At 63.1% G+C, this 23129-nt stretch carries 23 protein-coding genes and 1 pseudogene; 10 read left to right on the top strand and 14 right to left on the bottom strand.

Annotated features, from left to right (window positions below; genetic code table 11):
* Positions 1-13: 13 nt before the first annotated feature.
* From JG747_RS25110 to JG747_RS25090, 5 genes are all read right to left on the bottom strand, one after another.
* Positions 14-331, bottom strand: a complete 318-nt coding sequence (locus JG747_RS25110; protein ID WP_038645980.1) for a cupredoxin domain-containing protein — start codon at positions 329-331, stop codon at positions 14-16.
* A complete protein-coding gene (locus JG747_RS25105) occupies positions 328-852 on the bottom strand; it encodes a DUF4142 domain-containing protein (RefSeq protein ID WP_202360266.1) in 525 nt (174 codons plus the stop codon). The genes JG747_RS25110 and JG747_RS25105 overlap by 4 nt, the downstream gene beginning before the upstream one ends.
* A gap of 106 nt (positions 853-958) precedes the next feature.
* Entirely contained in the window at positions 959-1645 is a 687-nt protein-coding gene (locus JG747_RS25100) for an RNA polymerase sigma factor (RefSeq protein WP_202360265.1), read from the bottom strand.
* A gap of 94 nt (positions 1646-1739) precedes the next feature.
* Positions 1740-2819: an HPP family protein gene (locus JG747_RS25095; protein WP_202360264.1), complete on the bottom strand. Its 1080-nt coding sequence runs from the start codon at positions 2817-2819 to the stop codon at positions 1740-1742.
* A 226-nt stretch (positions 2820-3045) separates the two neighbouring features.
* A complete protein-coding gene (locus JG747_RS25090; RefSeq protein WP_202360263.1) occupies positions 3046-4227 on the bottom strand; it encodes a cystathionine beta-lyase in 1182 nt (393 codons plus the stop codon).
* Between the two features lie 351 nt (positions 4228-4578).
* Here JG747_RS25090 and JG747_RS25085 point away from each other — a divergent pair, with 351 nt between their 5' ends.
* The 7 genes from JG747_RS25085 to JG747_RS25055 all read left to right on the top strand — a co-directional run bounded on the left by JG747_RS25085 (position 4579) and on the right by JG747_RS25055 (position 11493).
* Positions 4579-5214: a DUF1326 domain-containing protein gene (locus JG747_RS25085; protein WP_019857393.1), complete on the top strand. Its 636-nt coding sequence runs from the start codon at positions 4579-4581 to the stop codon at positions 5212-5214.
* 9 nt (positions 5215-5223) lie between these two features.
* Complete coding sequence (locus tag JG747_RS25080; protein WP_038645987.1) at positions 5224-6084, top strand: DUF2182 domain-containing protein; 861 nt, start codon at positions 5224-5226, stop codon at positions 6082-6084.
* A gap of 382 nt (positions 6085-6466) precedes the next feature.
* Positions 6467-7495 carry an amino acid ABC transporter substrate-binding protein gene (locus JG747_RS25075; RefSeq protein WP_019857395.1) on the top strand — a complete coding sequence of 343 codons (1029 nt, stop codon included), beginning with the start codon at positions 6467-6469 and terminating at the stop codon, positions 7493-7495.
* Between the two features lie 62 nt (positions 7496-7557).
* Positions 7558-8745 carry an amino acid ABC transporter permease gene (locus tag JG747_RS25070; RefSeq protein WP_038645989.1) on the top strand — a complete coding sequence of 396 codons (1188 nt, stop codon included), beginning with the start codon at positions 7558-7560 and terminating at the stop codon, positions 8743-8745.
* A gap of 4 nt (positions 8746-8749) precedes the next feature.
* Complete coding sequence (locus tag JG747_RS25065; RefSeq protein ID WP_019857397.1) at positions 8750-9907, top strand: amino acid ABC transporter permease; 1158 nt, start codon at positions 8750-8752, stop codon at positions 9905-9907.
* Between the two features lie 76 nt (positions 9908-9983).
* Complete coding sequence (locus tag JG747_RS25060; RefSeq protein WP_031240865.1) at positions 9984-10733, top strand: amino acid ABC transporter ATP-binding protein; 750 nt, start codon at positions 9984-9986, stop codon at positions 10731-10733.
* A 94-nt stretch (positions 10734-10827) separates the two neighbouring features.
* Entirely contained in the window at positions 10828-11493 is a 666-nt protein-coding gene (locus JG747_RS25055; RefSeq protein WP_202360262.1) for a TIGR02117 family protein, read from the top strand.
* Here the strand turns inward: JG747_RS25055 and JG747_RS37880 are convergent.
* From JG747_RS37880 to JG747_RS25040, 3 genes and pseudogenes are all read right to left on the bottom strand, one after another.
* A pseudogene (locus tag JG747_RS37880) lies at positions 11494-11574 on the bottom strand (hypothetical protein); the annotation flags it as partial.
* 42 nt (positions 11575-11616) lie between these two features.
* Positions 11617-12855, bottom strand: coding sequence for an FAD-dependent monooxygenase (locus JG747_RS25045; protein ID WP_038645993.1), 1239 nt, complete (start codon positions 12853-12855; stop codon positions 11617-11619).
* Between the two features lie 19 nt (positions 12856-12874).
* Positions 12875-13120, bottom strand: coding sequence for a zinc-finger domain-containing protein (locus tag JG747_RS25040; RefSeq protein ID WP_015318409.1), 246 nt, complete (start codon positions 13118-13120; stop codon positions 12875-12877).
* Positions 13121-13348: 228 nt separating this feature from the next.
* Between JG747_RS25040 and JG747_RS25035 the strand changes: the two genes are divergently transcribed.
* A complete protein-coding gene (locus JG747_RS25035; RefSeq protein WP_202360261.1) occupies positions 13349-15550 on the top strand; it encodes an RNA degradosome polyphosphate kinase in 2202 nt (733 codons plus the stop codon).
* Positions 15550-17085 (top strand): exopolyphosphatase, encoded by a 1536-nt coding sequence (ppx, locus tag JG747_RS25030; protein WP_038645997.1) that lies wholly within the window; start codon positions 15550-15552, stop codon positions 17083-17085. The genes JG747_RS25035 and ppx overlap by 1 nt, the downstream gene beginning before the upstream one ends.
* A 21-nt stretch (positions 17086-17106) precedes the next feature.
* On the opposite strand, the gene JG747_RS25025 is transcribed toward ppx, so the two are convergent.
* From JG747_RS25025 to JG747_RS25010, 4 genes are all read right to left on the bottom strand, one after another.
* A complete protein-coding gene (locus JG747_RS25025; protein WP_038646000.1) occupies positions 17107-17529 on the bottom strand; it encodes a DoxX family protein in 423 nt (140 codons plus the stop codon).
* 154 nt (positions 17530-17683) lie between these two features.
* Positions 17684-18106, bottom strand: coding sequence for a DoxX family protein (locus tag JG747_RS25020; protein ID WP_019857403.1), 423 nt, complete (start codon positions 18104-18106; stop codon positions 17684-17686).
* A 177-nt stretch (positions 18107-18283) separates the two neighbouring features.
* Complete coding sequence (gene fumC / locus JG747_RS25015) at positions 18284-19681, bottom strand: class II fumarate hydratase (protein ID WP_202360260.1); 1398 nt, start codon at positions 19679-19681, stop codon at positions 18284-18286.
* 256 nt (positions 19682-19937) lie between these two features.
* Positions 19938-20450, bottom strand: a complete 513-nt coding sequence (locus JG747_RS25010) for a cupin domain-containing protein (protein ID WP_202360259.1) — start codon at positions 20448-20450, stop codon at positions 19938-19940.
* Between the two features lie 110 nt (positions 20451-20560).
* Here JG747_RS25010 and JG747_RS25005 point away from each other — a divergent pair, with 110 nt between their 5' ends.
* Complete coding sequence (locus tag JG747_RS25005; protein WP_202360258.1) at positions 20561-21526, top strand: LysR family transcriptional regulator; 966 nt, start codon at positions 20561-20563, stop codon at positions 21524-21526.
* A gap of 12 nt (positions 21527-21538) precedes the next feature.
* On the opposite strand, the gene JG747_RS25000 is transcribed toward JG747_RS25005, so the two are convergent.
* Together JG747_RS25000 and betI are read right to left on the bottom strand one after the other, a co-directional pair.
* Positions 21539-22312, bottom strand: a complete 774-nt coding sequence (locus JG747_RS25000; RefSeq protein WP_202360257.1) for an SDR family NAD(P)-dependent oxidoreductase — start codon at positions 22310-22312, stop codon at positions 21539-21541.
* Positions 22313-22459: 147 nt separating this feature from the next.
* The gene (betI, locus tag JG747_RS24995) at positions 22460-23098 is read right to left on the bottom strand and encodes a choline-binding transcriptional repressor BetI (protein WP_202360256.1); all 639 of its coding nucleotides are present in this window, start codon (positions 23096-23098) and stop codon (positions 22460-22462) included.
* Between the last annotated feature and the right edge of the window lie 31 nt (positions 23099-23129).

Genomic DNA, 23129 nt, shown 5'->3' with positions numbered 1-23129 from the left:
GCCCTCGATGGCATCACGGCGCCACGTTCACATGACCCTTCATGTTGGGGTGGAAGCGGCAGAAATAGTCGACCGCTCCCGCCGCCTTCAGTGTCAGGCTCGCCGATTTCTTCGGCGGGATCATCACCTCCCAGCCGCCCTTGACGGTGGCCGTATGGGCAAACACGTCCATGTTGACCCACTCGATCGTGTCGCCGACCTTCGCCTCGACGGTCGCCGGCGAAAAGACGAGCTTGTCGATGGTGACCTCTATGGTTGCGGCCGCCGCCGGCGCCGCCATAAGCGTCAGAGCGGCCACCCATGGCAGATGGATCAAGGCGCCCGCTTTCATTTCAGCATGCCGGCGACATGTTCGGCGTGCTGCTCATGCCCCTGGAAGATCTTGAGGCCGGTCTCGAGCAGGCTCTTCAATTCGGCATTGCTGGCCGAAGGGATGAGCAGCGTTTCGAGCGCGCCATTGACCTGCTTGTGATAGGCGACTTCATTCTCGATATAGGCCTTGTCGAAAGCCGCGCCCTTCAGCTTGGCGAGTTTGGCGTGTTCTTCTTCCGCCGCCTTGGTCAGCGCCTGGCTGGTGGCGTTGTCCTCGGGCTTCACCTTGAGCTTTTTGACCAGATCGAGCGCCTGCTTGTTCACCGCCTCATGGTCGCGCTCCATGTCCTTGGCGAAGGCGACGACCTCCTTGTTCTTCGATGTCTTGATCGCCTGCTTGGCCGCCTCGATGTCGAGGACGCCGGCTGTGTAGGCGATATGGGCGATCTGCGGGTCGGTCGGCTTGTCCGCGGCCTGCGCGAACGGAGCAGCGCTGACGAAAAGCAGGGCGGCAAGGGCGGCGGTATATCGGGTGAACATGGCATCCTCCTTCGCCCGGCCGCGAGGAAGCGCCGGGCTTACATTTCCAGTTGACGTCGATTGGATGCGCGGCCGGGAAAAACGTTCCCGCAAAATCGCGACGGGATCATTCCAGGCCCAGCCGCCCCATCACGGCCTTGGTCAACCGCTCGCAGCGGCGGCCGGCGAAGGGGAAGGCGTCGAGCAGGACCGGGCCGATCTCGTCGTCCAGCGCCTTGCGCAACAGGCTACGCGCCCGGTGCAGCCTTGTCTTGACGGTCTCCGGCCGCACGCCGAGCAGATCGGCGGTTTCCTCCATGCTCAGGCCCTCGATGACGCGGGCCACGAAGACCATGCGGTAGATGTCGGGAAGGCTGTCGGTCGCCCGTTCGACAAGTGCGAGAATCTGCCGCTGCGCCATCGTCCGCTCCGGGTCGTCGCTGGGGTTGAGGGGAAAGCGGATGATTTGCGCTTCCGGATTTTCGGGCATCGCCACGGTGCGGCGCCTCTTGCGCAGGCGGCCGAGCGCTTCGTTGATGACGATGCGCGACAGCCAGGTGGCGAGCGAAGAGTCGCCGCGAAATGTCGCCAGATTGGCGAAGGCGCGGACATAGGCCTCCTGGACGACGTCCTCGGCTTCGGCGTCGTTGCGCAGTATTCCGCGCGCGATGCGGTAGAGCCGCTGGTTGTATGTCTTGATGATCGTGCGGAAGGCGCCCGCGTCGCGCGCCAGGGCTCGCTGTACAAGCATCAAGTCGCCGGAAAGAGCCTCCGCCACCCCGGGCATTTTGACGGGTATTGCGAGCTTGCTCATCGCGACCGGATCTCCCCGAGCAGACGCTTGACTGCACGTTGGACGCGCCCGCCGAAAAAAGGTTCCCGAATTTCGGCAACCTGGCTCCGCTATTTTAAGCCGCCGCCAGTCCTTTGTCTGCGGCCTGCACGCGCGCTGCCGCCGCCAGAAGGTCGGTCTGGGTGATCAGGCCGAGAATGCGCCGCTCACCGTCGACGATGACCACGGCGTGGCTGCGGCCGTCGGTCAATAAGGGAAGCAGGCTCATCGCCGGTGTCTCGGGCGAAGCCGTGCCGGCCTTCGACATCACGCCCTTCACCGTATCGGTCGCCTTCGTCAGCTCCCGCAGGCCGACGGCGCCAACCAGCCTTGCATCCGCGCCGACCACCGGCAAGGTGCGGATGTTGTGATCGAGCAGTTGCTGGCGCGCCTCGTCGGCGGTGGCCTGCTCGGGCACCGAAACCACGTCGCGGGACATGATGTCCTGGCAAAGCAGCGTCCGGTATGAGCGCACCATGGCCTGCAGCTCGACTTGCCTCAGGAGCCGTTCGAGGTCGTTGCGGTCGATGTCGAAGGTTTCGTCGAGCGTGGTCAGCGCCGCGTCGATATCCTCGGGCTGGAAGCCGACGCGCTGCTGCGCCGGCGGATCGGCCGTCCCGTGGCTGTTGGCTGCGGGGGCGGCGACATGCGGGTAGTTGCGCCGCGCCAGCCTGTGGAAAAGCAGGCCGAGCGTGACCAGGATGATCGAATTCAGGGCCACCGGCACGAACGGAAACAGGAAGCCGGCGCTGACTACGGCCGGCCCGCCGAGCACCGCCGTCAGCGCCGCCGCGCCGCCCGGCGGATGCAGGCAGCGCGTGAACGACATGGCCGCGATGGCGAGCGCCACGGCAAGGCCCGAGGCCATGACCGGATCATGGATGAAATGCGCCACCGTCACGCCCACCAGCGCCGATATGGAATTGCCGCCGATGATCGACCAGGGCTGCGCCAACGGGCTCGCGGGCACGGCGAAGAGAAGTACGGCCGAGGCGCCCATCGGCGCCACCAGCAGGGCCACATGCGGGCCGCCGCCCATTGCCAGCCCGCTGATCACGCCGGTCAGCGCGATGCCGATCGTGGCGCCGATACAGGCCAGCAGCCGCTCTCGCAGCGTCGCGCCGGCAAGGATGGGGACAAAAAGACGAAAGGCCATGGCAGGGTTGTGACCAAATGGGATTGGACGAGGGTACCAGTGCAGCACGCAATGCGGCAGAACCCGCGGATTTGAAAGTCAAACAAATCCCGAAAGCAGCGGCCCGGGAGAATAGTATTGCGCGACGCGCAGCAATGGGATGCCGCGAGCGGCTCGCGCTTTGTCATCAGCGCCAAGGCCTTGCGGCTGTCTGCTGATTCTGCCCGGCAGTCGGTCCGTGCGCCGGTTAGGCCGTCGCTGCGGCCAGACCGCGCAAAATGTCGGCTTTCAGGTCGTCTACATCCTCGAGACCGATCTGCAGGCGGATCAACGGGCCTTCATAAGGGCCCTTTGCAACGACGCGGTCGCCAAGCCAGACCGGCACCGCAAGGCTCTCATAGCCGCCCCAGGAATAGCCGAGGCCGAATATCCTGAGCGCGTCGAGGAAAGCGTGCTGCTCCTTCTGGCCGCCGCCGGCGAGCACGATGGAAAAGATGCCGCTCGAACCGCAAAAGTCGCGCTTCCACAGATCGTGGTCCCGGTGGCTGGGAAGGGCAGGGTGGAGCACGCGCGCCACGCCCTTCTGGCCTTCGAGCCACGACGCGATGGCCAGCGCGCTGCGCTGGTGATGCTCAAGGCGCACGCCCATGGTGCGCAGACCGCGCAGCACCTGGTAGACATCGTCGGGTCCCGCGCAGCAGCCGAGCGTGCAGAAGCTCTCGTAGAGCTGCTCCCAGTGGCTCTCATTGGCCGAGACCGTGCCCAGCAGCACGTCGGAATGGCCGGCCGGATACTTCGTCGCCGCGTGGATAGAGATGTCGACGCCGTGGTCGAGCGGCCGGAAATAGAGCGGCGTCGCCCAGGTGTTGTCCATCATCACGATAGCGCCGGCCGCGTGCACCGCCTTGGCGATCGCCGGGATGTCCTGCACCTCGAACGTATTGGAGGCCGGCGATTCCGTGAACACCACCTTGGTGTTGGGCTTGATCAAGGCGGCGATGCCAGCGCCGATACGAGGATCATAGTACTCCACCTCGACGCCGAGCCGCTTCAGCATCGTGTCGGCGAAATTACGGGTCGGATGGTAGACGCTGTCGACAATCAGCAGGTGATCGCCGGCCGATACGAAGGCGAGCAGCGGAATGGTCACCGCCGCAAGGCCCGACGGCACCACGATCGTGCCGGCGGATCCCTCCAGGGCGTCGATGGCCTGGGCAAGGGCGTCCGTCGTCGGCGTGCCGCGCGTGCCGTAGGTGTATTTCTGGCTGCGGCCAGCCATTGCGGCGGCGTTGCGGAACAGCACGGTCGAGGCGTGCACGACAGGCGGATTGACGAAGCCGAAATAGTCGTGAGGGTTGTTGCCCGAATGGGCCAACCGCGTGTTGATGCCCATTTTGCCGAAACCCTGCTCGTTGCCGTCCTTAGCCATTCTTCGTCTTCGCCTTGTTTGACAAGGCGCTAGCCATAGTGCGGCGTCGTGGACCGCGCAACAGCCCAGCCTTCGCCAAGGATAGACTTCGAATATGCCAATTCTCCGGCTGAACGGCATTGTGGCGAGGCCCTGAAACGGGCCGGCCAAGGGGCGGCAATGATTGTCGGCGGAGCCGATCGTGCCCCGGTCAACCTATTGTAGGCTGCTATGAAACATATATAATAGATTTCTAATATTAATCGCCGGATTGCCTCGATCAGATGCTGCCGGACGGTTTTTGGCCGGTTACCTCCTGATCCCCCCGGTCCGGGTATCGCGCTCACAGAGCGCGGCAAGGGGAGGAATGCCATGGCCAAAGTCAAATGGACAATGAAGGCGCGCGAATTCGTCAACTGCAATTGCGCCTATGGCTGCCCATGCCAGTTCAACGCCATGCCCACACACGGCTTCTGTCAGGCGGTTACCGGCATCGAAATCGAGAGCGGGCATCACGGAGCCACCAAACTTGATGGATTGCGGCTCGTCGGGATTTTCCGCTGGCCCGGCGCCATCCATCAGGGCGGCGGCGAAGCAGCGGTGGTTGTCGACGAGAGGGCGAGCGAGGCCCAGCGTGAAGCGCTGCTTCGCATACTCGGCGGACAGGACACCGAACCAGGCGCGACTATATTCGAGGTCTTCTCGACCACGCTGGAGAAATTCCATGACCCGATCTTTGCCCCGATCGACTTCGAGGTCGACGTCGACGCGCGAACCGGACGCCTGCATGTCGAGGGCGTAGCCGACGGTCATGGCGAGCCGATCAAGAATCCGGTCACCGGCGCCGAGCATCGGGCACGCATCGACCTGCCGCACGGCTCCGAATACGCAATGGCCGAGATCGGGCGCGGCTGGACCAAGGCGACAGGCCCGATCAAGTTCGAGGTGGCCGATACGCACAGTCATTTTGCCAATCTGCATCTCACGCAGAGCGGCGTCGTCCATTGAGCTGATCCAATGGGCGACACGGCCTTAGAGGCGGTGCTGCGGCGCGACCGCACGGTCGTGATGACCGCGATCGTCGTGATTGCGGTGCTCGCCTGGGCCTATGTGCTGTGGCTCGCCATCGACATGGCCATGCCCACATCCCCGATGCCGGCTGGAGCGAGCGGCGATATGGCCGCAATGGACATGTCGAATATCGACATGGGTGGCATGGATATGGGCGCCGCCGTGGCGCCCGGTTTCCGGGCCTGGGCACCCGCCGATTTCGCCTTCATCTTCACCATGTGGGCGGTGATGATGGTCGGCATGATGACGCCTTCGGTCGCGCCGCTGCTGCTGCTCTATGCCGGCATCGGCCGCAAGGCGCAGGCGGATGGCCGCCCCATCGCTTCGACCGGATGGTTTTTTACCGGCTATCTCACCGTCTGGATCGTCTTCAGCATCGCCGCGACCGTCGCGCAATGGCTGCTCGGCCGCCTGGCCCTGCTCGACCCCTCGATGGCGACCGACAGCACGATCCTCGGCGGCCTCGTCCTGATCGCCGCCGGCCTCTATCAATGGACGCCGATCAAGGGCGTCTGCTTGCGCCAATGTCAGGGGCCGATCGGGTTCCTGATGAGCCATGGCGGGTTCCGTTCCGCGCCGGTCGGCGCGATTCGGCTAGGTGTCGACCACGGCCTCTATTGTCTGGGCTGCTGCTGGGCGCTGATGGCCCTGCTGTTCGTCGGCGGCGTCATGAACATCCTGTGGATTGCCGGTATCGCCATCCTCGTTCTCCTGGAAAAGATGGCTACGAGCGGGCCGTTGATCTCGCGCATTTCGGGCGCGCTGATGGTGGCCGCCGGCGTGTGGTTGATGTCTCGCGCACTTTGACGGCGCAGATCCGATGACAGTCTTCGGACTTGCCAATTCATCCGGTATCCAGATCAGGGACGCCAAGCTCGTGCCAGTTATGGATTTCGCCGCTGACCCGCATTTGCGATGAATGCGCTTTGCCGACTTTATTAGCGCCGTGACTAAATTGCGGCTGCGTTTGTCTGCAATTCGGGCATTTCAGGCAATCGATTTTCAAAGACGTTCGGATTCGGTCATTTCCCTTGACCTCACAGGAATTATCGCCTTCGATGCTGTTCGTGAATGGGAGGCGGCGCGTCGCTTACGATGCGGGATTCCGGGAATGGGCTGGAATGGGAGCTGCGTTCACACGGGAAAAAAGATCAGGTTTTGCCTGAAAACAGAAAAGGGTCTGTGGGTCATGAAACATATTGCTATCGGCATCCTTGGCGCCGCTACGCTCGGGTTTATGGGGTCGGCCGCGTCGGCGACGACGCTCGACACCGTCAAGGCGAAGGGCTTCATCCAATGCGGTGTCTCGACGGGTCTGGCCGGTTTCTCGGCGCCCGACGACAAGGGTGACTGGCAGGGCATCGACGCGGATTTCTGCCGCGCTGTCGCGGCCGCCGTCTTCGGTGACGGCACCAAGGTCAAGTTCACCCCGCTCAGCGCCAAGGAGCGCTTCACCGCGCTGCAGTCCGGCGAGGTCGACATCCTGTCGCGCAACACCACCTGGACCATCAATCGCGACACGGCGCTTGGCCTGAATTTTATCGGCACGACCTACTATGACGGCCAGGGCTTCATGATCAACGCCAAGAAGCTGCCTGGCGTCAATTCGGCGCTCCAGCTCTCGGGCGCGGCCGTGTGCGTGCAGAGCGGCACCACCACCGAGCTCAACCTCGCCGACTACTTCAAGGCGAACAAGATGGAGTACAATCCGGTCGTCTTCGAGAAGCTCGAAGAGGTCAACGCCGCCTATGACGCCGGCCGCTGCGATGTCTACACCACGGACCAGTCGGGCCTTTACGGTATCCGCCTGACGCTGGGCTCGCCGGCCGATCACGTCGTGCTGCCCGAGATCATCTCCAAGGAGCCGCTCGGACCGGCGGTGCGCCAAGGCGACGACCAGTGGTACCACATCGTCAAGTGGACGTATTTCGCGCTGCTTGACGCCGAGGAACTCGGCATCACAAAGGCCAATGTCGATGAAATGAAGAACTCGGCCAGCCCGGAGATCAAGCGCGTTCTCGGCCAGGAAGCCGACACCAAGATCGGCACCGATCTCGGCGTCTCCAATGACTGGGTCGTCAATATCGTCAAGGCCGTCGGCAATTACGGCGAAATGTTCGATCGCAATGTCGGCTCGGGCAGCCCGCTCAAGATCGCGCGCGGCATCAATGCGCTGTGGACCAAGGGCGGCCTGCAATACGCTCCGCCGATCCGCTGACCGAAATGTGATCCGGAAGGCAGATATCTGCCTTCCGGTTTCTCTTTTCAGGGGACGGGCACATGGCATCGCAGGAAGTTCTTCGCGAGGAGTCCAGCAGGGCTTCCTTCATCAATGACCCGAAGATACGCAGTCTCTTCTTCCAGACGCTGGTCGTCATCGTTCTGTTCGGCTCCGTCTGGTGGATCGTGCAGAACGTCATCGACAATCTGCAGCGCCTGCACATCGCTTCCGGCTTCGGTTTTCTGAGGGGCAGAGCCGGGTTCGACATTTCGGATACGCCGATCGCCTATACGTCGGACTCGACCTATGGCCGCGCCATCGTCGTCGGCCTGATCAACACCATCATCGTCGCCGTGGCCGGCATCATCACCGCCACAATCATCGGCTTCGTCATCGGCATCGGCCGCCTGTCGCAGAACTGGCTGATCCAGAAGATCTGCACGGTCTATGTCGAGATCTTCCGCAACATCCCGCCGCTGCTGGTCATCTTCTTCTGGTATTCCGGCGTGCTTGCCGTGCTGCCGGCGCCGCGTGACAGCTATCATCTGCCCTTCGGCTCCTTCCTCAACCAGCGCGGCTTCTACTTTCCCCGCGCAGTCTGGGGCGAGGGTTCCTGGCTGATCTTCGTCGCCCTCCTTGTCGGCATCGCCATGGCCTGGTTCGTCGCCCGCACGGCGCGTCAGCGGCAGATGGCGACCGGCCAGCAATTTCCGGTGTTCTGGACCTCGGTGGCGCTGATCGTCGGCCTGCCGGTGCTCGCCTATGTGCTGAGCGGCTTTCCGCTCAGCTTTGATCTTCCCAAACAATCGACCTTCAATCTGACCGGCGGCTTTCAGGTCAAGCCGGAGTTCCTGTCGCTCTATCTGGCGCTGTCCTGCTACACGGCCGCCTTCATCGCCGAAATCGTGCGCGCCGGCATCAGGGGCGTCAGCAAGGGCCAGACCGAGGCGGCCGCGGCACTTGGGCTGCGGTCCGGGTCGATCTTGCGGCTGGTTGTGGTGCCGCAGGCCATGCGTATCGTCATCCCGCCGCTGACCAGCCAGTATCTCAACCTGACCAAGAACTCCTCGCTGGCGATCGCCATCGGCTATCCCGACCTGACGGCGACCGCCGGCACGGTGCTGAACCAGACCGGACAGGCGGTCGAAGGCGTGCTGATCATGATGATCGCCTATCTCATACTCAGCCTGGTGACCTCCGCCGTCATGAACGTGGTCAACGCCAGAATGGCGCTGGTGGAGAGGTAGAGCCATGCAGGAACACGATATGTCCTGGGTGCGCACCGAAATGGCCTTGGCGCAGCCTGCACCGGCCAGCGTCAGCGGCCCCGGCGCCTGGGTGCGCAGGAACCTGATCGGTTCGGTTGGCGACACCATCCTCACGATCCTCGGCATCGTCATCGTCGCCTGGGTTCTGCCGCAGATCATCAACTGGGCGTTCATCAACGCCGTGTGGACAGGGCCGGACCGCACCGTCTGCGCGACCGTCGCGCAAGGCGGCATTCAGCCGGATGGCTGGAGCGGCGCCTGCTGGGCCTTCGTCAATGCCAAGTTCGGCCAGTTCATGTTCGGAACCTATCCGGTCGAGGAGCGCTGGCGGCCGATCTTGGTCGCCATCCTGTTCACCGCGCTGCTGGTGCCGATGCTGATCCCGCGTGTGCCGCGCAAGGGATTGAACGCCATCCTGCTGTTCCTGGTACTGCCGATCGTCTCGTTCTTCCTGCTGGTCGGCGGCGTATTCGGCCTGCCGCATGTCGAAACCTCGCGCTGGGGCGGGCTGCTGATCACGCTGAGCCTTTCCTTCGTCGGCATCGCGGTGTCGCTGCCGCTGGGAACCGTGCTGGCGCTCGGCCGGCGCTCCAAGATGCCCATCGTCAAGATGTTGTGCGTGGTCTTCATCGAAGCCGTGCGCGGCATCCCGCTGATCACCGTTCTGTTCTTCGTCAGCGTCATGCTGCCGCTGTTCCTGCCGGCCGGCGTCACCTTCGACAAATATTTGCGGGCGCTGATTGGCGTGTCGCTGTTTGCCGCCGCCTACATGGCCGAAGTGGTGCGCGGCGGGCTGCAGGCTATTCCGAAAGGCCAGTATGAGGGCGCCGATTCGCTCGGCCTCGGTTACTGGCAGAAGATGGGACTGATCGTGCTGCCGCAGGCGCTGAAGCTTGTCATTCCCGGCATCGTCAACACCTTCATCGGCATGTTCAAGGACACCAGCCTGGTCCTCATCATCTCGATGTTCGACCTGCTCGGTATCGTGAAGCAGAATTTTTCCGACGCCAACTGGGCAACGGCGCAGACCGCAAAATCCGGTCTCGTCTTCGCCGCCTTTGTCTTTTGGCTGTTCTGCTTCGGCATGTCGCGCTATTCAATGTACACCGAACGCCGGCTCGACACCGGCCACAAACGCTAACAAAAGAATAAGGGGACCCGTCATGGCCACCGAAAACGCCGTCAGCGCCGAAGAGATCAAGGTCAACGCCGCCAAGATGCACATCTCGACCACCGATGTCGCCATCGACATCATCGCCATGCACAAATGGTATGGCGAGTTCCATGTGCTGAAGGACATCAACCTCAAAGTGATGCGCGGCGAACGCATCGTCATCTGCGGCCCGTCGGGCTCCGGCAAATCGACGATGATCCGCTGCATCAACCGGCTGGAAGAGCATCAGAAGGGCAAGATCATCGTCGATGGCAAGGAGTTGACCAACGATCTGAAAAAGATCGACGAGGTGCGCCGCGAGGTCGGCATGGTGTTCCAGCACTTCAACCTGTTCCCGCATCTGACCATCCTGGAGAACTGCACGCTTGCGCCGATCTGGGTGCGCAAGACACCGAAGAAACAGGCCGAGGAAATCGCCATGCATTTCCTCAAGCGCGTGAAAATCCCGGAGCAGGCCAACAAATATCCGGGCCAGCTGTCCGGCGGCCAGCAGCAGCGCGTGGCCATCGCGCGTTCGCTGTGCATGAACCCTCGCATCATGCTGTTCGATGAGCCGACCTCGGCGCTCGACCCGGAAATGATCAAGGAAGTGCTGGAGACCATGGTTGGTCTGGCCGAGGAAGGCATGACCATGCTGTGCGTCACCCACGAAATGGGCTTTGCCCGCAAGGTCGCCAACCGGGTGATCTTCATGGATCAGGGCCAGATCGTCGAGCAGAACACGCCGGCCGAGTTCTTCGACCACCCGCGCCACGAGCGCACGAAATTGTTCCTCAGCCAGATCCTGCACTGAGCGGTTCCAAACTGAGCGCAAGAGCCCGGCCGCAACGCGGCCGGGCTCTTTGCTTGTGGAACGGGTGATGCGATTGGCGGCGGGGGCGTCATCGATGAGAAAAGTCCTGCGTTTCCTCTCCATGGTGCTGGCCGCGATCGTGCTTGCGGCGACCCTCGGCACGCTGGTGCCGCGCCCGCTCTGGCCGGCGGCGTCGGCGGGCGAGGGCACGCGGCATATACTGGTGCTGAAGAACCCGATCCATACCGATATCGCCATTCCAGTGGACGACGCCGTACGCAAGCGCTTCCACTTCCTGGTGGACGCCGGGCTGCCGTCAGATGCGCCCGAGGTGCGCTACATCGTCTTCGGCTGGGGCGGCCGCGCCTTCTATCTGGAAACACCGACGTGGTCGCAGCTCAAGGCCGTTCCGGTGATGAAGGCGCTGACCCTCGACGCCTCGGTCATGCATGTCGATGTCGCCGGCGCTATCGTCGAACCGCATCCCGATGTCGCCGGCTTCGACATTGGTGATGATCAGTTCACGGCCTTGCTTGATTTTATCGCAGCCAGTTTTCAGCAGGGGCCTGGCGGCCCGATCGTCATCGAGAATGCGGCCTACTCCAGCTTCGACCGCTTCTACGAGGCGAACGGTCATTTCAACGCACTGGTCGGCTGCAACACTTGGACCGCCGCCGCGTTGCGCACCGCCGGCCTGCGGACCGGCTGGTGGAACCCGTTGCCGGTGTCGCTGGGATGGTCGTTGCGGCTGTATAATTAGCTAATCGGCTTTACGGTCCTGCTTCATCACATATTCGCGCAATGCCTTATTGATCGCGCTTTGATAACCGCGACCATCGGGCTCGCGCCCCTTGAACCATGCGACTAGATCAGAGTCGACGTCCTACCGCCTGACGACCCTCTGCTCCTCCCAGCCATAAAGCCAGTCGAGGTCGGCGGCGAGCTTCTCCGCAGGCCGTGCCGCCAGCACCACATTGCGGGCCAGTGCCACCGGACCTCGGGCGTGCCAGGCAAGCCGGTTGAGCGCACCGCGCTTGAGGACCCTCTCCACGCGCGGCCGCCGCAGATTTTCCCAGATGGTGAGGCTCTGTCGCGGATCGGCGGGAAAGTCGGTGACCAGAGTGGCGAGCGTCGCTGCATCCTCGATCGCCATTGCCGCGCCCTGTGCAGCGAACGGCGTCATCGCATGCGCGGCATCGCCGATCAGCGCGATGCCGGCTGGCATTGTCCAGGGCTGCTTCTGCTCCACGGTATGCAGCGGCCAGGTCAGCCACGGGCCGGCCTGTTCCACCAGCTTCACGAGTCCTGGCGCGGTGCCGCGCATGGCGGCGGCGAGGATGCCGGGATCGGCACGGCCGGACCACCCCTCGGCGATGCGCTCGCCTTTGGTGAACGCGACGAGATTGAAGGCGTCGCCCTTGCTGACGGGATAGGCGACCATATGGAAACCCGGATGCAGGAAAGTCGTGACGCAATCGGCCGCGCCGATCGCGGCAAAGGCTTGCCCGGCACCGCTGTCGGCCGCGACGGTGGTGCGCCAGGCCAGCTCTCCCGAAAAACGGCTTCTTGGCGATGCCATCCTTTTTGCATCGACAAGCCCGCGTACCGACGACCAGACGCCATCGGCGCCGACCAGCAAGGAGCCCTGTTCCTCTGCCGTCTTGCCGCCGATCTCGACGGTCGCCGTCACACCACGGCTGCCAGTCGCAATTTTTTCGACGCGCGCCCCGAGCGTGAGATGGATATCAGGCATCTCTGCCGCACACGCCATCAGCGCACTCTGCAGATCTGCCCGGTGCGCGACGAGATAGGGAGCGCCCCAGCGGCTTTCACCCGATTGTCCCAACGGCACACGCGCCAATTGGCGTAACGTCCTGGCATCCTTGAGCATCACGGCCTCCGGCCGCACCGCCGCCGGCAGCAGCCGGTCGAGCACGCCGAGGTCACGCAGGATGCGTGTCGCGTTGGGAGAAAGCTGGAGGCCGGCGCCTACGGCTTCCAGGCGCGGCGCTTGCTCGAACACCTGCACGGGATAGCCGCGTCTGGCAAAAGCAAGTGCCGCGGTCAGCCCGGCGACGCCCGCTCCGGCGATGACGATTTGCCGGGAGCGCTGGTCGTCCATCAGGTCCGTCGGGAAAGAATCAAGCGGCCTGGTCGATGTAGAGGCAGCCTGCCGGCAGCGTTTCCGTTGCCTTCAGCTTCGGCGAGTAGCGATAGAGCGTCGAGCAATAGGGGCAGACTTTTTCATTGTCGTCGCCCATGTCGAGAAACACATGCGGGTGGTCGAAAGGCGGATTGGCGCCCGTGCACATGAATTCCTTGACCCCGATGTCGATCGCCGGATGGCCGGCATCGTTCTGGAAATGGGGAATGGAACCGCCTGCCATCGTCGTCTCCTTAACGCAGTCTCGCATGCATCTGGATCATAACAGGTCTCTTTGCAAGATCGATGAAATGAAACTGTCGCAAAAGCCTGTCAGAGGATAAGTTGAGCCGGTTAAGCGTGTGACCGCGGATGCCAAGCGATTCCGCGACTGATAACGCTTTACGAAGGCATGTTAGAGCGTTCATCGCCATCTGGCGGCGCTCCAAGGGAACGGTTGTGGGCAGGGACAATGAACGAACTGAAGCCGGTGCAGAGCGAATTCGTCAATGTCGAGGTGGCCAGTTCAGAGGGCGGCAACCCGGATCGCTTCGTCAACCGTGAGTTTTCCTGGCTGCAATTCAATCGTCGCGTTCTCGAGGAATCGCTGAACACCCACCATCCGCTGCTGGAGCGCGTTCGCTTCCTGTCGATCTCGGCGGCCAATCTCGACGAATTCTTCATGGTGCGCGTTGCCGGCCTCGCCGGCCAGGTGCGCGAAGGAATCACGCTGAAAAGCCCCGACGGCCGCACCCCCGAACAGCAGCTCGAACAGCTGCTGCGCGAGGTCGAGCGGCTGCAGGAAGATCAGCAGAAGAGCCTTTCGGCTCTGACGGTGCTGCTCAACAAGGAAGGCATCGAGAGCATTACGCGCGATGCGCTGACCAAGGACGAGAAGGTCTGGCTGGAAGAGCATTTCCAGGACCAGGTGTTTCCGGTGCTGACCCCGCTGTCGATCGACCCGGCGCATCCGTTCCCGTTCATTCCCAACCTCGGCTTCTCGATGGCGCTGCAGCTGCGCCACCGCAAGAATGGCGAGGAGATGAGCGCGCTTCTGCGCCTGCCGGTGGCGCTGAAGCGCTTCATCCGGCTTCCCGATCGCAAGCACCATGTTCGCTTCATCCCGCTGGAGGAGGCGGTCGGTCTCTATATCGGTAAGCTGTTCCCCGGCTACGAGGTCAAGGGCTCCGGCACATTCCGTATCATCCGCGACAGCGATATCGAGGTCGAGGAAGAGTCGGAAGATCTGGTGCGCCTGTTCGAGACGGCGCTTAAGCGGCGGCGCCGTGGCTCGGTGATCCGCATCGAGTTCGACAGGCTGATGCCTGGGGAATTGCGCGATTTCGTGGCCGGCGAGCTCGGCGTCTCGTCGAGCCGCATCAGCGTCTTGACCGGTCCGCTGGCGCTCAGCCAGATCTCCGAGATCGTCGCTGTTCCCCGCGACGACCTGAAATTCACGCCCTACAATCCCCGCTTTCCCGAACGCATCCGCGAGCATGGCGGTGACTGCTTTGCCGCTATCCGCGAGAAGGACATCATCGTCCACCACCCCTACGAATCCTTCGACGTCGTCGTGCAGTTCCTGCGCCAGGCCATGGCCGATCCCGAAGTGGTGGCGATCAAGCAGACCCTTTACCGAACCTCCAACGACAGCCCGATCGTGCGCGCGCTGGTCGACGCGGCCGAAGCCGGCAAGTCGGTGACCGCGTTGGTCGAGCTAAAAGCGCGCTTCGACGAGGAGGCCAACATCCGCTGGGCGCGCGACCTCGAGCGCGCAGGCGTGCAGGTCGTGTTCGGATTCCTCGAATTGAAGACCCACGCGAAAATGTCGCTGGTGGTGCGGCGCGAGGACGGCAAGCTGCGCAACTACGTGCATCTGGGCACCGGCAACTACCATCCGGTCACCGCGCGTATCTACACCGACCTGTCCTTCTTCACCACCGATCCGACGATCGCCCGCGACGTTGCCCAGCTGTTCAATTTCATCACCGGCTATGCCGAGCCGACCGCCGAAATGCGGCTGGCTATCTCGCCATTCACGCTGCGCAACCGCATCCTGCAGCACATTTCCGACGAAGTCGCCCATGCGCTGGAGGGAAAGCCGGCGCGCATCTGGATGAAGATGAACGCGCTGGTCGACCCGATCATCATCGACGCGCTCTATGATGCCAGCCGCGCCGGGGTTGAGATCGACCTCGTCGTGCGCGGCATATGCTGCCTGCGGCCGCAGGTGCCGGGCCTGTCGGAAAACATCAGGGTCAAGTCGATCGTCGGCCGCTTCCTCGAACACAGCCGCATCTATTGTTTTGGCAATGGCTATGGCCTGCCCTCAGACGAGGCGATCGTCTATATCTCCTCCGCCGACCTGATGCCGCGCAATCTCGACCGTCGCGTCGAGACCATGGTGCCGATCACCAATCCAACTGTGCATGAACAGGTTTTGGGCCAGATCATGCTGGGCAATATCATGGACAATCAGCAAAGTTTCGACGTATTGGCTGATGGAACCTCCCGGCGCGTGGTGCTTGAGGAGGGCGAGGAACCGTTCAACGCGCAGGAATATTTCATGACCAATCCGAGCCTGTCGGGACGGGGTGACGCGCTGAAGTCGCACGCGCCCAAGCGCATTGCGCAGTTCAAGCGCCGCAAGAAGAACGCTGCAGCGTCCACCTGATGCTGTCTGATTCCCAGGGCCGGCTGCAGGACCGCCGACCGCTATCCATCATCGACATCGGGTCGAATTCGATCCGCCTCGTCGTCTATGAGGGGCTGGCGCGCTCGCCGACCATGCTGTTCAACGAAAAGATGCTCGCCGGTCTTGGCCGTGGCATCGTTTCGACCGGAAAGCTCGACCCCGAGGCGGTGACCCGCTCGATGGAAGAGTTCCGCCGCTTTCGCGCGCTGTCCGATCAGGCGGGCGCCGAGCATATGTATGTCTTGGCCACGGCAGCCGCGCGCGAGGCGATCAACGGTCCCGATTTCATCCATCGCGCCGAAGAGGTCCTCAAGACCGAGATCCGCGTGATCAGCGGCCGCCAGGAAGCCTACTATTCGGCGCTCGGCGTCATCTCCGGCTTCCACCCGGCCAATGGCATCGCCGGCGATCTGGGCGGCGGCAGTCTCGAACTGGTCGACGTCAATGGCGAGGCGATCGGCGACGGCATAACGCTGCCGCTCGGCGGCCTGCGCCTGCAGGACATGGCGAAGAACTCGCTTGCCCAGGCACAGAAGATCGCGCGCGACGAACTGGCGCGCGCGAAGCTGTTGAAAGGCGGGCAGGGCCGGCCCTTCTACGCCGTCGGCGGCACCTGGCGAAACCTCGCCCGCCTGCACATGGAGATGACCAACTACCCGCTTGGCGTCATGCACCACTACGAGATGTCGGCCGACAGCGCGACGAATTTTCTCAAGCAGGTGGCCAAGGCCGAGATCGAGAAGGTCAAGGGGATCGAGGGCGTCTCGAAGAACCGCCGCTCGCTGCTGCCCTATGGCGCCATCGTGCTGCAGGAGATCATGGCGGCGATGCAGCCGTCGAAGATCATCGTCTCGGCGCTCGGCGTGCGCGAAGGCTTCCTCTATTCGCTGCTCGACGAGGCCGAGCAGAAGGCCGATCCGTTGATCTCGGCGTCCGAGGAACTCGCCCGTTTGCGCTCGCGCTCGTTCACCCATGCGCATGAATTGGTCGACTGGACGGCCAAATCCTTCGCGGCCTTCGGCATCGACGAGACCGAGGACGAGGCGCGCTACCGCCACGCTGCCGCATTGCTGGCCGACATCGGCTGGCGCGCGCACCCGGAATATCGGGGCAGGCAATCGCTCAACATCATAGCGCACGCCTCTTTCTTCGGCGTCGACCATCCCGGCCGGGCCTTCCTGGCTTTGGCCAACGCCTATCGTCACGACGGCATCTTCAACGAATCCATCGCACCTGAAATCAAGGCGCTGGCTACGCCGCGCTATCTCGAGCGGGCTCGCGTGCTGGCGGCGATGATGCGGGTGGTCTACCTGCTGACGGCCTCGATGCCCGGCATCATGCCTAGGCTGAAATGGGAGCAGCGCGCCAACGGCGTGCTGGCGCTGGTGTTGCCGGCATCGCTCTCCGATCTCTATGGCGAGCGGCCGGCCGGCCGCCTGGCGCAGTTGGCTCGGATCACCAACCGCAGGCTCGTGCTGGCGGTGGAGGGTGGACCGAGCGTGTCGGTCAAATAGGGCGTTCTTGCTGACTGAGGCTCAGGTTACGTCAGCACCGATAGCGAAACCGCGCCCGTCCGCCGACCAGGCGCCGGCGCCGGCCATGGCCAGCGCCAGGAAGCCGCCTGATATCGCAATGTCCTTCATCAGCATCTGCTGGTGCAGGAAGGCGAGCATCGCATCGCCGGCCCCTTGGCCGTGATGGCCGATGAAGCCGGCAACGACGCAGAAGGCCGCCAACAGCAGCGCCACGATCCGTGTCTGAAACCCGATGAGGATCAGCAAGCCGGCGATCAGCTCGAACAGGCCCGTGCCCCAGGCGGCGAGCGTCGGCAGCGGCAGGCCGAGGCCGGCAAAATAATCGGATGTGCCGGCAATGTTGGCGAGCGCCTGGAAGCCGGATGGTACGAACAGCACGGCAAACAGCAGTCGCGAAACCAGAAGCAATGCATCGCGGGTCATGGCCACCTCCCTTGCCGGCGCCCTCTGGGCTCGAGCCGGCTGCCCGAAGTCTACGCCTGTGAGGCCTCCGCCGAAACCGGACCGGCTATTCCAGACAACGAAAAAGCGGCGCGGAAAATTCCGCGCCGCTTTGTCGAGGCTTGGGAGGGAAGGTTCAGCCGCGCTTGGCGTCGATCGAATAGGCGCCGGCGCCCGATGAGGCCAGCAGCAGGAAGCCGCCGGTGATGGCGAGGTTCTTGAGGAACTGGATCATCTGCATCTGGTCGGCCCAGCCGGTATGGGCGACCAGCCCGGTGGCGACGGTGAAGATCGCGAGCACCCAGGCAGCGACACGGGTCTGGAAACCGACGAGGATGGCGAGGCCGCCGAGCAGTTCAATCAGGCCAACGACCACAGCCGTTGCGGTCGGAGCGGGCAGGCCGAGGCCGCCAAAGTAGGCAGCGGTGCCGGAAATGGCGGTGAGCTTGCCGAAACCGGAAAGCAGGAAAATGACCGCGAGCAGGATGCGGCCAAGCAGGATGGTGACAGAGCTGTTGGACGCGGTGCCGGCGCCTGCGGCGGAAGTGTTGATGGACATGGTGTCTCTCCGAATGGGTTGAATGACCCTGAGATAGACGATGCCGACTGTTCACCAAAGCCGCTGATGCGGCGACACATTGTTCACAGGTTATCCGTTTCCGTGAACGGCGAAACAGCGCGAAATTCGTATCGGGTGATGCGGGGGCGGGAGTAAATTCTCCCGCCGAAAAGCACCTTACCCCGGATGCGTCATGTCCTCCGGGCGCACCAGCCGGTCATAATCGGCCTCGCTGACCAGCCCCGTGGCCAGCGCTTCCTCGCGCAGCGTGGTGCCGTTCTTATGCGCCGTCTTGGCGATCTTGGCGGCGTTGTCGTAGCCGATGGTAGGCGCCAGCGCCGTCACCAGCATCAGCGAGCGGTTCAGTGATTCCCGTATATTGTCCTCCCGCGCGACGATGCCGACGACGCAATTGTCGGTGAAGGAGACCGATGCATCGGCAAGCAACTGCACCGACTGCAGGAAGTTGTAGGCCATCAGCGGATTGTAGACATTGAGCTCGAAATGGCCCTGGCTGCCCGCGAAGGTCAGCCCCGCATTGTTGCCGAACACCTGTACGCAGACCTGCGTCATCGCCTCGCACTGGGTCGGATTGACCTTGCCCGGCATGATCGAGGAGCCGGGTTCGTTTTCCGGCAGCGACAATTCGCCGAGGCCCGAGCGCGGGCCTGAACCGAGGAAGCGGATGTCGTTGGCGATCTTGAAGAGTGCTGCCGCCGCCGCGCTGATGGCGCCGTGCGAGAACACCATGGAATCATGTGCCGCGAGCGCCTCGAACTTGTTCGGCGCGGTGACGAAAGCGATGCCGGTGATGGCGGCGATGCGATCGGCCACCTTTTCAGCAAAACCGACTGGCGCGTTAAGGCCGGTGCCGACGGCGGTGCCGCCTTGCGCCAGTTCCTGCAGGCCGGGCAGCGTCATTTCGATGCGCTTGATCGACGAGGCGACCTGCGCCGCATAGCCGGAAAATTCCTGGCCCAGCGTCAGCGGCGTGGCATCCTGCGTATGGGTGCGGCCGATCTTGATGATGTGATTGTAGGCCCGGGCCTTGGCGTCCAGCGCCTTGTGCAGATGATGCAGCGCCGGGATGAGATGATGGACGACCTGCTCTGCGCAGGCGATATGCATGGCCGTCGGATAGGTGTCGTTCGACGACTGGCTCATATTGACGTGGTCGTTTGGGTGCACCGGCTTCTTCGAGCCCATCGCCCCGCCCAGCATCTCGATCGCCCGGTTGGAGATCACCTCATTGGCGTTCATGTTGGACTGCGTGCCCGAGCCGGTCTGCCAGACCACCAGCGGGAAATGATCATTGAGCTTGCCGTCGATCACTTCCTGGGCGGCGTCGACGATCGCCTTGCCGACGACCGGATCGAGCCGCTTCATCTCCATGTTCACTTCGGCCGCGGCGCGCTTGACCACTCCCAGCGCACGCACGATCGAAGCCGGCTGCTTTTCCCAGCCGATCTTGAAATTACCCAGGGAACGCTGCGCCTGGGCGCCCCAATAACGGTCGGCGGCAACCTCGATGGGGCCGAACGTATCGGTTTCGGTTCTGGTCTTTGCAGCGGTCACGGGTCTCTCCTTGTCGAAGTCGGCAACGGCGTATCGCGTTGCACAAATGGCTTCAAGCGGAGATTGCGCGCGAGACGGATGCAAATCGGTTGAAGGAACGCCTCCGCCTTCTCCCGTAAGGAAAGAGTGCGGAGGCGCGCGTCGGCTTGCCGAGGTGAATGTCCTGAACGACCAATCAGGCCAGCGCATGATGCCGAAAAGTGTGAAGCGGTTTTCGGATGACATCCGCCTCTATCTCTTTGAGTTAGAGGCAGATTCAGATTTCAGGTCGATTCGACCTGAAATCATCCTGCTCTAGCGGCGGACCAACAACGTCGATGCCATTCTTTGCGCAGAGCTGCACCAGTGCCGCGATGAGTTCCGGCGTCGGTTCCATTTGCGGCGGCAACTCCGGCTGTTTGGCGGGGCGGCCCGCCTGACGCAGAAGCGTTTCGAAATCCGCACCGCGTGTGATGGTCAGGGTGTTCGCCCCTTCGCGCGACTCAACCCGGTAGGTGTGCGGCAGGCCTTTCGGTGCAATGACGGTTTCGCCGGCGTCCGCGATGCGTTCGCGGCCGTCGATCTGAAAGCGCAATCTTCCGTCCAGGATGTGAAACACTTCGTCTTCCCGACGATGCACATGCAGCGGCGGAGAGTCGCCGTAAGGCATGCGATGCTCGACGACGCAGATGCCGTCTTCTCCTGCGGTCGATGAGACGTGGATCGCGACAAGCGTGTTGTTGAACCAGAGGAGTTCCTTGCCTGTGATGGTCCCGGGGGTCATTGTCATGGCTGTCTGATCCTTCTGTTGCCTGTGCCGACTGGGCTGTGCCGACGACGACCTAACCAAAGACATGCCGGCAACGGAAATCGAATGATCGTATGGGGCGAATTGATCTGATGAATTTGAACGCGCTCGACCTCAATCTCGTCAAGGTGTTCGACGCACTCCTGCGGGAAAGAAGCGTCACGCGTGCCGGCGAGCAGATCGGCCTCAGCCAGCCAGCCGTCAGCGCTGCGCTCAATCGCTTGCGGTATATCCTCAACGACCAGTTGTTCGTGCGACGCGGCAATGAAATGATGCCGACGCCGCGCGCCGAGAGCCTTGCGGAGCCGTTGCGCGCGGCACTTCGCGAAATCGAACGTGTCTTCCAGTCGTCAAGAAACTTCGAACCGGCGGAACTCGACCGAACCTTCACGCTCATGGGGGCAGACTTCTTCTCCATGCTGCTGATGCCGTTTCTGGCGGCACGCATCGCTGTGATAGCGCCTCGCGTGTCGTTCCGCTTTCTGGACAGTGCTCGCGGCGACGTTTCGCGGCTGCTTCAGGACGATGAAATCGACGCAGCGCTCGAGCGTCCGCTGGAGGTCTCCGACTGGGTCTCAAGCACGCCCCTGTTCCATTCACCATTCGCTGTCATCGCCGCGGACGACAACGCTGCGATCAGGCAGGCGGGGATCGCGGAAGGCGAGCCTCTGCCGATCGAGCTTTTCTGCGAGTTGCCGCACGTCCTTCGCTCTATCGATGGCTCGATGTCGGGCTCCACCGACGAGGCGCTTCGCAAGATCGGGCGAACGCGTCGTGTAAGCCTGGCACTGCCGCACTTTCAGGCTGTCGCATTGGCAGTGGCAAACGGAAACTACCTCGCCGCGGTTCCTAGGCAGTTCGCGGTTTGGGCCGCGAAGACTTTGCCCCTCGTCATCTTTGAACCGCCACTTCCCATTGCTGTTCCTGAAGTCAGGATGTACTGGCACGCGCGCCACGACGACGAGCCGCCTCATCGCTGGGTTCGCAACCAGATCCTGGAGGCGATAGGGGCTCTTGGATTTCTGGAAAGCGTCGCCACTGAAATTGTCGGCGCCTAGCGGCCGGGTAGCTCACCCCGCCGTGTACCCGCCGTCGATCGCGAAAATGCCACCGCTCGTCCAGGCCGCCTCGTCGCTGGCGAGATAAACCGCCATGCCGGCGAGGTCGTCCGGGCGGCCGATGCGGCCCAGCGGATAGCTGCGTTCGACATAGGCCTTCAGCTCGGCCTTTGCCTCGACCGGCAGGTTGTCGACGGTCTTGCGCCGCATGGCGGTGTCGAGCGTGCCGGGCGCGATGGCGTTGACGCGGATGCCGCGCGGGCCGAGCTCGAAGGCCAGCGATCTGGTCAGCGAGTTCAACGCGCCCTTGGACAGGGAATAGAGGCTCGATGGCCGCTTCGGGATCATCTTGCTGGCGAAATAGGAGGAGATGTTGATGATGGATGCACCGGCGCCGAAATGCGGTAGCAGCCCTTGGGCAAGGAAGAACGGTGCCGTTACATTGAGCGCGAAGGAGTGCTGAAACTGCGCCTCGCTAACGCTCTCGAACGGCACGAGGTAGGCGACAGCGGCATTGTTGACGAGAACGTCAAGCGGCCGGCCGGATGCTTTCACCCGCTCGACGACGGCCGCGATGCCGGGGCCGGCGGCAAGATCGGCGGATAACGTCTCCACCGCGCCGGGCGAGCCAAGGGCGGCCAGCTTCTGACGCGCGGCTTCGAGCTTGCCGATGTCGCGGCCGACGATCAGGACATTGGCGCCCTCTCGCAGGAACGCCTCGGCGATTGCCAGGCCGATGCCGTCCGAGCCGCCGGTCACCAGTGTGCGCTTGTCCAGAAGTCTCATCGGGCACTCCGAAATCGCCTTGGCTAATGCCAGAGCACTGCATAGTCGCGGGCCTGGTCAAGCAGCCGGCCTATCCCACGGTATGAACTTCTCCGGCTGCCGGTGCTCGGATGGGACAAGTACGGCCAGCTGGCAGCCAGGGCAGGTCTACGCGCCGACGGTCGCAGGCTGGTGCATGGCCAGGCGCGCGGCGACGAAATCCTTGACCTGGCGGATCGCCTGTTCGCGCGAGACGCTGCCTGGTTCCAGGCCGAGCCGCAGCCAAAGCCCGTCGATCAGCGCGGTGACGCCAAGCGCGATTTCGTCGGCTTCGCCGGGCAAGGCAAGGCCGTGCAGGCCGGACAACAAGTTCGAACGCATACGCGCGTGCAGCACCTTCTGGATACGCGCCAGCTTCTCGTCGCGCGGCACCTCGGCGCACAGCGAAAGCCAGGCATGGCAAAGAGGCGGCAGGAACAGATGTTCCTCGAAATTACCGTCGATCACCGCGTCGAGCCGTTCCATCGGCGTGCGCGCCTGGCGAAGCCGGGCGACGACGGCGTCGCGCAGCACGGCGTTGGCCTCGCGCATCGCATGCTCGAACAGTTCCTGCTTGTTGCGGAAATAGTGCAGCACGATGCCCTTGGAGGCGCCGGCATGGGCGGCCACCTTTTCCAGGGTAGCACCCGCAATGCCTTCGCGCTCCAGCACCGCGAAGGCGGCCTGCCGCAACTCCTTGCGGCGTATGTCGCTGAGACGCTTGAGTTTCACGGCTTCCATCCAGGCATTGCAAATCCACGTTGACATTTTCGTCCGCGCAGATCAAGAATTGACCGGC

Source organism: Mesorhizobium sp. 131-3-5 (genome assembly GCF_016756575.1).
Lineage (GTDB): Bacteria > Pseudomonadota > Alphaproteobacteria > Rhizobiales > Rhizobiaceae > Mesorhizobium > Mesorhizobium jarvisii.
The sequence above is the reverse complement of the archived record's forward strand: the minus strand, read 5'-3'. Positions and strand labels throughout refer to the sequence as shown.